Genomic DNA, 12,649 nt, shown 5'->3' on the forward strand with positions numbered 1-12,649 from the left:
CTCAGGTCAACAGTTGCCGGCAGATATCGACGAAATCATTGGCCCAGCCTGCGAACAGCGCAAAAATGACCAGCCAGACGATGAGCATGAAATGCCAGTACATCGCGCAGAGTTCGATGCTGAGCCGCGCCTCTTTTGGCGGCTCGCCTTGCCATGCGTTGAACGTTGTCCGGCTTAGGACCAGGAGACCACCAAGAATATGCAGCCCGTGCATTCCCGTGATCAGATAGAAAAAGCTGTTGGCGGGATTGTCGGCGAGGACATAGCCCTCAGACACCAGCTCGCGCCAGGCGAACAACTGTCCGGCCAGGAAACCGATCGCTGTGACGAAACTTGCCAGAAGCGCGATCTTCATGGCGTTGGCATCGTTCTGCTGTGCCGAGGATTTTGCCATCTCCAGGGCAATGCTGCTCACAACGAGCGCAGCCGTATTGACCCAGAGCACGCCGGGCAGGGGAATGGCCCACCAATCCTGCAACCCCATGCGCATGAAGTAAGCACTGATGAAAAGTGTGAACAACGCGCCGACCACGGCGAGAAATACGCCGAGGCCGATTTTTGCAGTTGGTATCTGTGACCGCGTAATCGGGGAAAAGTCACTGGCTCGTGCGGACTCAAGCCATGGTTTGGACGTCAGCCGCTGTTGCGCCATCCACCAGATGATGATCGACGCCAGCCCCGCCAGGAAGATCAGGATAGCGCTCATGACGCGTGCTCGCGCGATCGGTTTTCAGGATCTGGTTCATTCTGCGGAATGAAATCCTCGGGAGCGCCGGGAACGCTGTAATCATAGGCCCAGCGATAGACGACTGGCAGTTCCTTGCCAAAATTGCCATGCGGCGGCGGCGTCGTTGGCGTCTGCCATTCGAGCGTCGTCGCCCGCCAGGGATTTCCCCCCGCGTCTTTTCCGTGTCGCAGACTCCAGGCGGCATTGAACAGGAACAGGACTTGTGCGGCACCGACAGTCAGCGCCATCATGGTGATGAAGATATTCAAATCATGCGCCGATGGCGGGTTGACCACGGATTCGCCGAGTTCGTAGTAACGGCGCGGAGCCCCCAGCAGACCGAGATAGTGCATCGGGAAGAAGATCAGATAGGCGCCGAGGAACGTTACCCAGAAGTGAATCCGCCCCATGGTTTCATCCAACATTCGCCCGGTGATCTTTGGATACCAATGGTAGATCGCGCCGAAGATCACCATGATCGGCGCAACGCCCATCACCATGTGAAAATGTGCAACGACGAACATCGTATCGGAAAGCGGGACGTCCACGACGACATTGCCGAGAAACAGTCCCGTCAATCCGCCATTGACGAATGTAACGATGAAGCCGAGCGCGAAGAGCATCGGTATCGTCAGGTGGATATCGCCGCGCCATAGCGTGAGAACCCAGTTATAGACCTTGATCGCGGTGGGAACCGCGATGATCAGCGTCGTCGTGGCGAAGAAGAACCCAAAATTGGGATTCATGCCGCTGACATACATGTGGTGTGCCCAGACAACGAAGCTCAGCGCACCGATGATCACGATGGCCCAGACCATCATTCGGTACCCGAAGATATTCTTGCGGGCATGAACACTGATGAGGTCCGACACGATACCAAAGGCAGGCAAGGCGACGATGTAGACTTCCGGATGGCCGAAGAACCAGAACAGATGCTGGAAAAGGATGGGACTGCCGCCGCCATGTTGCAGCTGTGTTCCCATCTCGACGATTGCGGGCATGAAGAAGCTTGTGCCGAGGACGCGGTCGAACAACATCATGACGGAGGCGACGAAGAGGGCGGGGAAGGCGAGCAGCGCCATGACCGTCGCGGTAAAAATCCCCCAGATGGTCAAGGGCATGCGCATCAATGTCATACCGCGCGCGCGCCCTTGCAGAACCGTGACGACATAGTTCAACCCGCCCATGGTGAAGCCGATGATGAACAGGATCAGCGAACTCAGCATCAGGATGATGCCCCAATCCTGCCCGCCCGGCGTGCCGGAAAGCACCGCTTGCGGTGGATAAAGCGTCCAGCCCGCGCCCGTTGGGCCGCCAGGTGCGAAAAAGCCCGCCACAAGAACAAGCACGGCAAGAAGGTAGATCCAGTAGCTCAGCATATTTGCGTACGGGAACACCATGTCCCGTGCTCCGAGCATCAGCGGGATAAGGTAATTGCCGAAACCGCCGAGGAAGAGCGCAGTCAGGAGATAAATCACCATGATCATGCCGTGCATGGTGATGAACTGGTAGTAGCGGTCGGCATCGATGAAGGTGAAAACGCCGGGAAAAGCAAGTTGCAGCCGCATCAGCCAAGAAAGCACTAGCGCAACGAGGCCAATCGAAATGGCTGTCAACGAATATTGGATGGCGATGACTTTGGCGTCTTGGCTGAAGACGTAGGTCGTCCACCAGCTATGCGGGTGATAAAGCTCCACATCTTCGACTTCCGCTGCCGGAATGGGGTCGTTGATGCTGGATGGAATATTGACCATCTACTGCCCTCCCTGTGTTCGCTCTTTCTCCCGAAGAGCGGTGCCGTTTTTACTGTGCCGTCTGTGGTTCTCCGGATGCCGCCATCATCTGTGTGAATGTCTGCTGTTGCTGAAGCCATGTCTGGTAGTCGGCCTCGTTGTCGACTACTACGGTTCCACGCATTTGCGGGTGCCCGACGCCACAAAGCTCGGCACAAAGGACTTCGAACGTGCCAGTGCGTGTCGGCGTAATCCAGAAATAGGTGACCATGCCGGGCACCATGTCCATTTTCGCGCGGAATTCCGGCACGTAGAAATCATGCAGGACATCGACCGAGCGCAGCACCATCTTCACAGGCTTTCCGATCGGAAGATGCAGTTCGCCGCCCTGAATGATGATGTCGTCGAGACCTGCGCTGTCGTTCTTGTTCACGCCGAGCGGATTTTCTGCGGTGATATCGCGAGTTTCCGACGTTCCGAGCTTGCCATTGGCTCCAGGCAACCGGAAGCTCCATAGCCATTGCTGGCCGACGACTTCGACTTCGGTCGCATCGCTCGGCACTTTAACGAAGTGGTTCCACACGAACAAACCGGGCGCAAGCATGGCGACAACGCCGATGGTGGTGACCGTGGCGAGCCAGAATTCGAGCTTCCTGTTTTCCGGTTCATAATGCGCGCGGTTTCCCGGCCTGTGCCGGAAGCGCCAGACGCAATATGCGACGAACAATACCACCGCGACGAACACGAAACCGGTAATCCAGAAAGTAATGATGATTGTATTATCGATGTATTGCCAATTGGACGCGATCGGCGTCCACCACCAGGGACTCAAAAGATGAAACAAGACCGACGCAACTGCAACAAAAGCAAGAATAAAGACTACAGCCATTCTATTGTCCCCTCCCTGCCGGAATCGGCTGTGGACATGAACTCGCAATCCGTAGAACCTCACCCTAGCATTTCATAAACGAGAAATACAGGTAGTCGTCTCATCGAAGGTATCGGTGCACAGAATATCGGAAACGTCGCCGGAAATTACTGTCGTCCCACCGCCGCGCCGGTATCGCCGGCGCGGGGTTGAGAGTCGGAATACTGGTCCGCTACAGCTCCACGATGGGCGCAAATCCGCCGAAGATCATACGCTTGCCGTCGAAGGGCATGTTGGCGACGTCGCCTTTCAGGCGAGGGTCCGCCATCACCTTGGCATTGATGGCATCGCGCCTTTCGCGCGATTCATAGACGATCCAGGAAAAGACGACAGTCTCGTCGTCTTTTGCCTGCACAGCCCGCGGGAACGAAGTAACCTCACCATAGGGGACGTCGTCGGCGACGCATTCGACAAAGGCGAGCGCGCCATGCTCTTTCCAGACCTCTCCTGCCGTACGAGCGAGTTCCTTGTAGGCTTCCAGCTTCGCTTTCGGAACGGCAAGTAAGAAACCATCGACATAGGACATAGAAAACCTCCACTTGATTGACACGGCCAAAGGACGTTGGCGCAAGCAGAAATCCTACATCGCCGTTCAAACTTTGTCGTTGCTGCGCCACAGCCAGATCGTAACCGAGCCTGAGCGTCCCCGTATTTCCGTTTCGAGCGGTCCGCTCAGAACGCCAGTCTTGTACGGCTCGCTGTCCGGCCCCGCCATGTGCAGGATATCGGTCGTAAGCGCGAGTTCCGCGTGGTTCTTCTTGGCCACTTCCATGAGCCGGCTGGCGACGTTGACCGTATCTCCGGTCGCCGTGATCTGCTGGCGATCGCCGCCGCCGAGACGGGAAGCAACCACTGTGCCGAAATGTGCACCCAGTTTGAACCCGATGCGCGACGCGGTGGATGGGGGAAGCGAGGCGAGCCATAGTTTCGTTCTGTTGGACAGCCTTATGCAGCAGAGTGTGGCATTGGCCGCATCTTGCGGATCAGGTTTGGGGAGGCCGAAAAGTATCATCGCGCCGTCGCCCATGAAGCTCGTAATTGTTCCATTGCAGGCCGCGACTTCCTCGTCGACCAGCTCGTAAAAGCCGTTCAATAATTCGCGCGTGGCATTGGGCCCAAGAACCTCGCTGAGGCCGGTAAATCCGGAAAGGTCGATGAAAACCACGGCGGCGTCCTGGCGAACAGGCTCGGCCAGAAAATCGGGGTTTCTTGCCAGCCATTTTCCAAGTCCCGGCGCCTGCACGCTTTGCAGCATCGCGCTCTGCCGAGCAAAATGCAGCGCGCGGCGGCGATCGAGCAAGAGCTGGCTTGCTCCGAATAGGAGGAGCGGGGGGACTGCAGCCGCGATAGGAATTGCGGCACTGAGCCAGATGCCGTCTGCAAATGCGACCATATTGATGACGAGCCATGCGCAGACCACCGCGACTATTGTGGCCAGGCCGATGATACTGCGCCGCCAGGCAAGCAGTCCCACGAGAACGATTGGCAGGCCGACAGCAAAGCCTGCATCGATAAGCCGGATATGACGATCGCGGACTGTGGCATCGCCCGCTACGAGTTGCGCTATTGCGGTTGAAATCACTTCCACGCCGGGAAGCACCTGATCGAATGGTGTCGGGAACACGTCGCCGCCGCCGGTCACCGTCGTCCCCAGCACGACGATCTTGCCGGCAATGTCCCTGGCCTCAAGCTGACCATCCAGCGCGGCAGTGGCGCTGATCGTTTTTATCGTACCCCTAGGGCCGTAAAAGGTCAGAGGAAACGACTGGCCGATATCGGTGCGGATGTGGCGTTCATCCAGTGCGATGCCGCCGGGCTCGAATACGGGGTCGACGCCGGAGGCAAGCGCAACCGCACGCAGTGGAAAGGACGGCTGGACCTCGTCACCCTTCTTGAACAGCATCGGGATGAATCGCGGCGTTCCGGATTGGTCGGTTGCGACGTTCACAATGCCCACTGCCGCGATATCGGCAAACTCCTGCTGCGGGAGCAACAAGCTGACAGCATCAGGAATGCGATCAAGTGCGTCGTCGTGAGCGGGCTCTATCAGTTGCTTGCCACTTGCGAACACGGCCGCTCCCGCCAGAAGTGTCGTCGCCTTCTTCAGCGACTCCGCGAGCTTCCGGTCGCCATCTTCCGGGCCGCGATCCACCAGAAGCAAATCCAGGGCAATGACTTTTGGTTTGAGCTCGGCGATTGCGTCGATGACAGCAGCCAGCGTCGAACGGGGAACAGGATAACTCCCGACCAGCGTCACTGTCGGGTCGTCAATGGCTATGATTGTTACAGCGTCCGGTGCCGGCTTTTTGCCGCGGATATTGGTGCGCAGATCGGCGAAGGTAGCCTCGACACGCTCCAGAAACCAGGTGTTTCCCCTGATGTGCATCAGGCCGAGCCCGGCGCCCCACATGCCCGCAAGGATCAGTGCGACCAGTATCTGCCGTGCACGACTGGACATGGGTGATTATTGACCGAGACGCGCCATCAATGCGTTGACGCGAGGTTGGGGCCACCGCTTTACAACAAGGGCGCTGCTGCTTTCGTCGACATCAACGCCTTCACCGGGGCCGAGCACGACAGTTGCGGGCGCATCCTGCCGCCTGACGCCGACCGCACCTCTGACAACGAAAACCGCGGTCTTGCCCGCACTGACATCGACAGCCCATTTCGTACCCCGGACCGCCGCAATAGCCTGCGGTGTGTCGACCACGAATCCGGACGGCGACTTCGGAGCATCGAGCAATATCGCCTTGCTCCGGACCCGAACCGCATCGACGACACCGTCCCGGCTGCGGTCCAGCAATGTGTACCGTGCCCCGCGCTCAGCGGTAATGGTGAGGCCGCCACGGCATTTCAATATCTGCCTTCCGGTCCCGCCGACTTGCGTCAGTGCGCATCCGGAATTGGCCGATTGTGCCGAGGCAATTTCTGTGCCGAGCACAAAAACAAAGCCAATGGCCACCGCCGCGCGAAAGATTCCCGCCATTGAGTCCATGGAAATTGCCCCCGTTCACCGGCACCAGAATAGGCGCGGTCTCATCCGTAATATAGAACCTACGGAGGGCATTTCAAAGCGCTGATAAGGTTTTCTCGTCGGTACGGGCATCATCAAACCGGGTTAAACCTCGGTTGCCGGGTATAGCCGGTCGATCGCCGGCAGGCACTGTGCGCCTTTACGGCTGAGAAAATCCTGGAATGCACGCATGGCCGGTGACATTGTCCGGTCAGTGCGCATGACCGAAAACCACTGGCGGCGGATAGGCATGCCGATCACGTCGAGCATCACGAGCCTGCCGACATCGAGCTCCAACGCGATCGTGTGAGCGGAAATAAAGGCGATGCCGAGACCGGCCATCACCGCCTGCTTGATCGTCTCGTTCGACGACATTTCCGTGCCGAGATCGTCAAGCCGGCCCGGCAGTTCGCTCAGGAAAATCTCCAGCGATATGCGCGTGCCGGAGCCCGGTTCGCGGATGAGAAAATGCTCCTGCGCGATGCGCTCCTTGGTGATGTCGCGGCACCTGGCGAGCGGATGATCGGGAGCGGCGATCATAACCAGCGGATGATCGCCGAAAACCGCCGAACGCAACGGCACGTCCTTCGGCGGTCGGCCCATCAAGGCGAGATCGACTGCGTGGCTCTTCAGCGCGTCAATCGTCTCGGCGCGATTGCCGATAGCGAGCTTTATCGCGATATCCGGGTGTTCCTTGCGAAAAATCGCCATCAGTTGCGGCGCGAAATACTTTGCCGTTGATACGACTCCGAGGGTCAGACTGCCGATGCGCAACCCCTTTATCGCATCGATCTCGTCTTCAAGCAGGCGCAGCCGTTCATCGACCATTTGCGCAGCATCGAGAAAGGCCAGCCCGGCGGCGGTCGGCCGCAGGCCCTCATTCGTGCGGTCAAACAGGATGATATTGGCATCTTCTTCAAGAAGTTTGAGCTGGATGGTTACCGCCGGAGGCGTCAGGCCCAACGCATTGGCTGCTGCGGCGATCGTGCCGTGCTGCATGATCGCCTGTATCGCCCGCAGTTGTTTCAAATTCAAATTGCGCATGCCTAGCAGTTAATGGAATTTATCGAGTACGTAAATATAATAAATTTTACTAAGTGCGGTCTGCATGGTTCCATGTTCGAAGTCCGATCCGGAGATAATCGGACAGGGAGGACTACCATGACCACGGCAACACTGGATGCCTTTCTTGGATCCTATGCGGAGAGCGGCGATACGCTGCGCACTTCCGTTTCGCTGGTCGTTCGCCAGCTGTCCCTGACTGCGGTCAAGATCCGTAACACGATCAATCAAGGCGCGCTCGGCAAGGCCTTCGCCAGCAGCCAGGGCGGCAGGAATGCCGATGGCGATGCACAGAAGGACCTCGATATCTTCGCAGACGACATGTTCCTCGAGGCGATGCGTCAAGCGCCTGTAGCACTTTACGGCTCCGAGGAACTCGCGCACCCGGCCCTGCTCGACCCAAGCGCGCCACTGGCGCTGGCGATCGATCCGCTCGACGGCTCATCCAATATCGACACCAATGTCTCGATAGGGACAATCTTCTCCATCCTCCCGGTGGCAGGCCAGCCGGACAGCGAGCCTGGCGCATCGTTTTTCCAGAAAGGCGATCGCCAGCTCGCTGCCGGTTTCTTCATTTACGGGCCGCAACTTGCCTTGGTACTTACGCTTGGCAGCGGCACGCATGTCTTCGTGTTTTCGGCTCGGCTCGGAACGTTCGTTCAGGCGTATGCGAGTATCGTTATTCCCGACCGTGCCTACGAATTCGCCATCAATGCCGCCAATTACCGGCATTGGGACGAGGCGGTGCAGCTCTATGTTGATGACTGCCTGAAGGGCAGCGAAGGACCGCGCGAGCGTGATTTCAATATGCGATGGATCGCATCCCTGGTCGCGGAAACCTACCGGATCCTCATGCGCAGCGGCGTGTTTCTCTATCCGGGAGACAGGCGCAAGGGCTATGGCGACGGCCGCATACGTCTCGTCTACGAGGCCAATCCCATTGCCTTTCTCATCGAGCAGGCGGGCGGCGCCGCGACCAACACGGCGAGCCGCATACTCGATCTGACACCGAAGACCATGCATCAACGTGTGCCATTCATCTTCGGTTCGGCGAGGGAAGTAGCCCGTATCAGCCGGTATCACACCGAGCCCAGCAACATCGGCGAACGCGCGCCGCTGTTCAGCAAGCGTGGCCTGTTCAGGGTTTGAGTGGAGGAAGAAATCATGTCGGCAAAGCACCCAATCATATCCATCACCGGCTCGTCAGGCGCGGGAACGACCTCCGTTAAGCGCATCTTCGAGCAGATCTTCCGCCGCGAACACATCGAGGCCGCTTTCATCGAGGGCGACGCATTCCACCGGTATGACCGCAATGCCATGAAGGCAAAGGTCGCGGAGGAGGAAGCCAGGGGTAACCCCAATTTCACCCATTTCCATGTCGATGCCAACGAATTGAACAAGCTCGACGAGGTTTTCGAGGAATACGGCCGCCGGGGTACGGGCCAAACGCGTACCTATATCCACGACGAAGAAGAAGCCGCGCAATACGGTGCACCTGCAGGCACATTCACCGAATGGCGCGATTTTCCGCCGAGCACCTTGCTGTTCTATGAGGGTTTACATGGCTGCGCCGTAGCGGAGGGCGTCAACCTTGCCCGCCACGCGGATCTGAAAATCGGCGTCGTTCCCGTGATCAATCTCGAATGGATTCAGAAGATCCATCGTGATCGTTCGACCCGCGGCTATTCCACCGAGGCGGTCATGGATGTGATCCTGCGCCGCATGCCGGATTATGTCCGCTACATCACGCCGCAATTCACGCTGACCGACATCAATTTCCAGCGTGTGCCGATTGTCGATACGTCGAACCCGTTCATTGCGCGGTGGATCCCGACACCGGACGAGTCGATGCTGGTGATCCGGTTTGCCCGGCCGCGCGGCATCGATTTCCCCTATCTGCTGTCGATGATCCACGATTCCTTCATGTCGCGGGCCAATTCGATCGTCGTCCCCGGCAACAAGCTGGATCTTGCCATGCAACTTATCCTGACGCCGCTGATCATGCAGTTGATCGAACGCAAAAACCGCGCCTCGTGAAGGAGATAGCGATGAATACGCAAGCCTTGCTTCAAGAAACGCAGGAAACGGAAACCGTTTCGGAACGGGATATGGCTAACGCAATCCGCGCGCTGGTTATGGACAGCGTTCAGAAGGCCAATTCCGGACATCCCGGCATGCCGATGGGCATGGCCGACGTCGCAACGGTTCTCTTCAACCGCTTCATCAAGCTCGATCCACTGCATCCGCAGTGGCCAGATCGTGACAGGTTCGTTTTGTCCGCCGGGCACGGCTCCATGCTGCAATACGCGCTGCATTATCTGATCGGCTATCCCGACATGCCGATCGAGGAGTTGCAGCGTTTCCGCCAACTTGGGGCCAAGACGGCCGGCCATCCGGAATATGGTCATGCGCAGGGAATCGAGATGACGACGGGCCCGCTCGGACAAGGTATTGCGACCGCCGTTGGCATGGCGCTGGCCGAGCGCTTGCTTGTCCAGCGGTTCGGCGAAGACATCGTCGATCACCATACTTATGTGATCGCAGGAGATGGTTGCCTGCAGGAGGGCATCAGTCACGAAGCGATCGATCTTGCCGGTCATCTGAGGCTGTCGAAGCTCATCGTCTTCTGGGACAACAATTCCATCTCGATCGACGGGCCGACCTCCCTCTCAACCTCTATGGATCAGCTGATGCGGTTCGAGGCGGCGGGTTTCGATGTTCAGGAAATCGACGGACACGATTACGAAGCAATCGCCGATGCCATTGACCGCGCGAGGTCGTCTGACCGGCCGTCGCTGATCTCATGCCGCACGATCATCGGCAAAGGGGCGCCCAATCTGCAGGGAACCGAGAAGACCCACGGCGCCCCGCTCGGCGACAGCGAAATCGCGGCAGTGCGTCAGGCGATCGACTGGCCGCATCAACCATTCGAGGTTCCCGAAGACATCATCGAGACCTGGCGCGACGTGGCGCGTCGTGGGGCTGATGAACGGCGAGAATGGTGTGTACGAATGGCGGCATCGCCGCATGGCGACGATCTCAGGCAGGCCGTTCTGAAGCAATTGCCGGCGAGCCTGTTTGAAGAGCTTGGCGCATTCCGCCGCGAGCATGTCGAAAAGGCAACCAAGGTCGCGACACGCAAGGCTTCGGAGATGGTGCTTGGCGTCATCAACAATGCAACCGATCTGACGATTGGCGGTTCGGCTGACCTTACCCACTCGAACCTGACCGTTACGCCCGGAATGCGCGACGTCACACCGCAAAGTTTTTCAGGCCGCTATATCCACTATGGCATCCGCGAACATGGCATGGCGGCGGCGATGAACGGCCTTGCCCTGCACGGCGGCTTCATTCCCTATGGCGGCACGTTCCTGGCCTTTGCCGATTACGCGCGGGGTGCCATGCGTCTCTCGGCGCTGATGGGCCAGCAGGTTATCTACGTCATGACACATGACTCGATTGGTCTTGGTGAGGACGGTCCGACCCATCAGCCGATCGAACATCTGGCGATGTTGCGGGCAACACCCGGCATAAACGTATTTCGTCCTGCCGACATCATCGAAACTGCCGAGTGCTGGGAGCTCGCGCTGAAGTATTCCGACCGGCCGAGTGTCATCGTCCTGTCACGCCAGAACCTCGCGATGCTGCGTCACGCCCATGTTGAAGAAAACCGGTCCAGCCGCGGCGCCTATGTCCTGCGTGAAACAGCGGAGCCGCGCGCAATTACGCTGATGGCGACTGGTTCGGAAGTCGAAATCGCCTGTACTGCCGCCGATATGCTGCGCGGACAGTACAAGATCCCGGCCGCCGTTGTCTCGATGCCGTCCTGGGAGTTGTTCGAAGCCCAAACCCCGGCCTATCGCCGCTCGGTTCTGGCCGCGGCGCCCCGCATCGGCATCGAAGCCGCCGCTCGCCTGGGCTGGGATCGCTGGATCGGTGAAAAAGGTGCCTTCATCGGCATGCAGGGCTTTGGCGCCAGCGCCCCGGCGCCGGATCTCTACCGTCACTTCGCTATCACGCCCGAAAACATCGTCGCCACGGCGCGCAAGCTTATCAATTGAACTGAAAGGAGTATTGATCATGGCCCGGATTACCTTGCGACAATTGCTCGATCATGCTGCCGAGTATGGCTACGGCGTGCCCGCCTTCAACATCAACAATATGGAACAGGGGCTCGCAGTCATGGAAGCGGCGGCAGCCTGCGATGCGCCGGTTATCTTGCAGGCGTCGCGCGGTGCACGATCCTACGCCAAGGATTTGATGCTGGCGCGGATGATCGATGCGTTGGCGGATATCTATCCATCGATTCCGATCTGCATGCATCAGGATCACGGCAATGACGAGGCCACTTGCCTGACCGCGGTCCGGCATGGATTCACTTCGGTCATGATGGACGGTTCGCTCGAAGCCGATGCAGCAACGCCAGCCTCATACGAGTATAATGTCGCGATCACGAAGCGGGTTGCCACCATCGCCCATTGGGTCGGCGTTTCGGTGGAAGGCGAACTCGGTGTCCTCGGGTCGCTCGAAAGCGGTGAAGCCGAGGCTGAAGACGGTCATGGTGCGAGCGGCGTACTCAGTCATGACCAGCTCTTGACTGATCCGGATCAGGCAGTGGATTTCGTGCTGCGCACCGGAGTCGATGCGCTGGCCATCGCCTGCGGCACGTCGCACGGCGCCTATAAGTTCACCCGCGCTCCCGACGGTGACATTCTGGCGATGGGCGTCATCGAGGAAATCCACCGCAAATTGCCCAATACGCATCTCGTCATGCACGGCTCGTCATCCGTTCCGCAAGCCTTGCAGGACATCATCAACCGCTTCGGCGGCGAGATGCCGCAAACCTATGGGGTGCCGGTCGAGGAGATCGAGCGCGGTATCCGCCACGGTGTGCGCAAGGTCAATATCGATACGGACTGCCGTATGGCCATGAGCGGTCAGTTTCGCCGGATCGCCACCGAAAACCCGGCGGAGTTCGATCCACGCAAATTCCTCAAACCGGCCATGGATGCCATGCGCGATCTTTGCCGTGACCGCTTCGAGCGGTTCGGTACGGCGGGCAACGCATCGCGGATCAAGGTCATTGGCCTCGATGACATGGCCAAACGCTACGCCGCCGGCAAACTCGACCCGCAAATCGCTGCAGCCAAGGCTGCTTGAAATCAAAATTACCAAGGAAAGAACCT

Annotated in this window: 11 protein-coding genes; 4 read left to right on the forward strand and 7 right to left on the reverse strand. The window is 58.6% G+C overall.

The window, feature by feature from the left end:
* Position 1: 1 nt before the first annotated feature.
* The 7 genes from J2X72_RS17850 to J2X72_RS17880 all read right to left on the reverse strand — a co-directional run bounded on the left by J2X72_RS17850 (position 2) and on the right by J2X72_RS17880 (position 7,445).
* Positions 2-706 carry a cytochrome c oxidase subunit 3 gene (locus tag J2X72_RS17850; RefSeq protein WP_310074045.1) on the reverse strand — a complete coding sequence of 235 codons (705 nt, stop codon included), beginning with the start codon at positions 704-706 and terminating at the stop codon, positions 2-4.
* Entirely contained in the window at positions 703-2,481 is a 1,779-nt protein-coding gene (gene ctaD, locus J2X72_RS17855) for a cytochrome c oxidase subunit I (protein WP_210002942.1), read from the reverse strand. Before ctaD ends, J2X72_RS17850 begins: the two co-directional genes overlap by 4 nt.
* A gap of 49 nt (positions 2,482-2,530) precedes the next feature.
* Positions 2,531-3,349, reverse strand: a complete 819-nt coding sequence (locus tag J2X72_RS17860; protein WP_310074046.1) for a cytochrome c oxidase subunit II — start codon at positions 3,347-3,349, stop codon at positions 2,531-2,533.
* A 211-nt stretch (positions 3,350-3,560) separates the two neighbouring features.
* Complete coding sequence (locus tag J2X72_RS17865) at positions 3,561-3,914, reverse strand: DUF1428 family protein (protein WP_210002944.1); 354 nt, start codon at positions 3,912-3,914, stop codon at positions 3,561-3,563.
* Positions 3,915-3,980: 66 nt separating this feature from the next.
* Positions 3,981-5,846, reverse strand: a complete 1,866-nt coding sequence (locus tag J2X72_RS17870; RefSeq protein ID WP_310074048.1) for an adenylate/guanylate cyclase domain-containing protein — start codon at positions 5,844-5,846, stop codon at positions 3,981-3,983.
* A gap of 6 nt (positions 5,847-5,852) precedes the next feature.
* Positions 5,853-6,383, reverse strand: coding sequence for a FecR domain-containing protein (locus J2X72_RS17875; protein ID WP_210002946.1), 531 nt, complete (start codon positions 6,381-6,383; stop codon positions 5,853-5,855).
* A gap of 123 nt (positions 6,384-6,506) precedes the next feature.
* Positions 6,507-7,445 carry a LysR family transcriptional regulator gene (locus J2X72_RS17880; RefSeq protein WP_310074053.1) on the reverse strand — a complete coding sequence of 313 codons (939 nt, stop codon included), beginning with the start codon at positions 7,443-7,445 and terminating at the stop codon, positions 6,507-6,509.
* 117 nt (positions 7,446-7,562) lie between these two features.
* Here J2X72_RS17880 and J2X72_RS17885 point away from each other — a divergent pair, with 117 nt between their 5' ends.
* From J2X72_RS17885 to fba, 4 genes are read left to right on the forward strand one after another with little or no spacing between them, the layout of a single operon-like run.
* Positions 7,563-8,612, forward strand: a complete 1,050-nt coding sequence (locus tag J2X72_RS17885; RefSeq protein WP_210002948.1) for a class 1 fructose-bisphosphatase — start codon at positions 7,563-7,565, stop codon at positions 8,610-8,612.
* 15 nt (positions 8,613-8,627) lie between these two features.
* Positions 8,628-9,500 carry a phosphoribulokinase gene (locus J2X72_RS17890; RefSeq protein ID WP_310074055.1) on the forward strand — a complete coding sequence of 291 codons (873 nt, stop codon included), beginning with the start codon at positions 8,628-8,630 and terminating at the stop codon, positions 9,498-9,500.
* An 11-nt stretch (positions 9,501-9,511) separates the two neighbouring features.
* Positions 9,512-11,524 (forward strand): transketolase, encoded by a 2,013-nt coding sequence (gene tkt / locus J2X72_RS17895; RefSeq protein ID WP_310074057.1) that lies wholly within the window; start codon positions 9,512-9,514, stop codon positions 11,522-11,524.
* Between the two features lie 19 nt (positions 11,525-11,543).
* Positions 11,544-12,623 carry a class II fructose-bisphosphate aldolase gene (gene fba / locus J2X72_RS17900; RefSeq protein ID WP_210002951.1) on the forward strand — a complete coding sequence of 360 codons (1,080 nt, stop codon included), beginning with the start codon at positions 11,544-11,546 and terminating at the stop codon, positions 12,621-12,623.
* The last annotated feature ends 26 nt before the right edge of the window (positions 12,624-12,649 follow it).

Origin of the sequence: Phyllobacterium sp. 1468, assembly GCF_031455525.1 — a bacterium.
Classification (GTDB): Bacteria; Pseudomonadota; Alphaproteobacteria; order Rhizobiales; family Rhizobiaceae; genus Phyllobacterium.

Excerpts from the sequence above, each read along its gene's own strand:
- J2X72_RS17850 (WP_310074045.1), bottom strand. The coding sequence starts at position 706 with ATGAGCGCTATCCTGATCTTCCTGGCGGGGCTGGCGTCGATCATCATC.
- ctaD (WP_210002942.1), bottom strand. The coding sequence starts at position 2,481 with ATGGTCAATATTCCATCCAGCATCAACGACCCCATTCCGGCAGCGGAA.
- J2X72_RS17860 (WP_310074046.1), bottom strand. The coding sequence starts at position 3,349 with ATGGCTGTAGTCTTTATTCTTGCTTTTGTTGCAGTTGCGTCGGTCTTG.
- J2X72_RS17865 (WP_210002944.1), bottom strand. The coding sequence starts at position 3,914 with ATGTCCTATGTCGATGGTTTCTTACTTGCCGTTCCGAAAGCGAAGCTG.
- J2X72_RS17870 (WP_310074048.1), bottom strand. The coding sequence starts at position 5,846 with ATGTCCAGTCGTGCACGGCAGATACTGGTCGCACTGATCCTTGCGGGC.
- J2X72_RS17875 (WP_210002946.1), bottom strand. The coding sequence starts at position 6,383 with ATGGACTCAATGGCGGGAATCTTTCGCGCGGCGGTGGCCATTGGCTTT.
- J2X72_RS17880 (WP_310074053.1), bottom strand. The coding sequence starts at position 7,445 with ATGCGCAATTTGAATTTGAAACAACTGCGGGCGATACAGGCGATCATG.
- J2X72_RS17885 (WP_210002948.1), top strand. The coding sequence starts at position 7,563 with ATGACCACGGCAACACTGGATGCCTTTCTTGGATCCTATGCGGAGAGC.
- J2X72_RS17890 (WP_310074055.1), top strand. The coding sequence starts at position 8,628 with ATGTCGGCAAAGCACCCAATCATATCCATCACCGGCTCGTCAGGCGCG.
- tkt (WP_310074057.1), top strand. The coding sequence starts at position 9,512 with ATGAATACGCAAGCCTTGCTTCAAGAAACGCAGGAAACGGAAACCGTT.
- fba (WP_210002951.1), top strand. The coding sequence starts at position 11,544 with ATGGCCCGGATTACCTTGCGACAATTGCTCGATCATGCTGCCGAGTAT.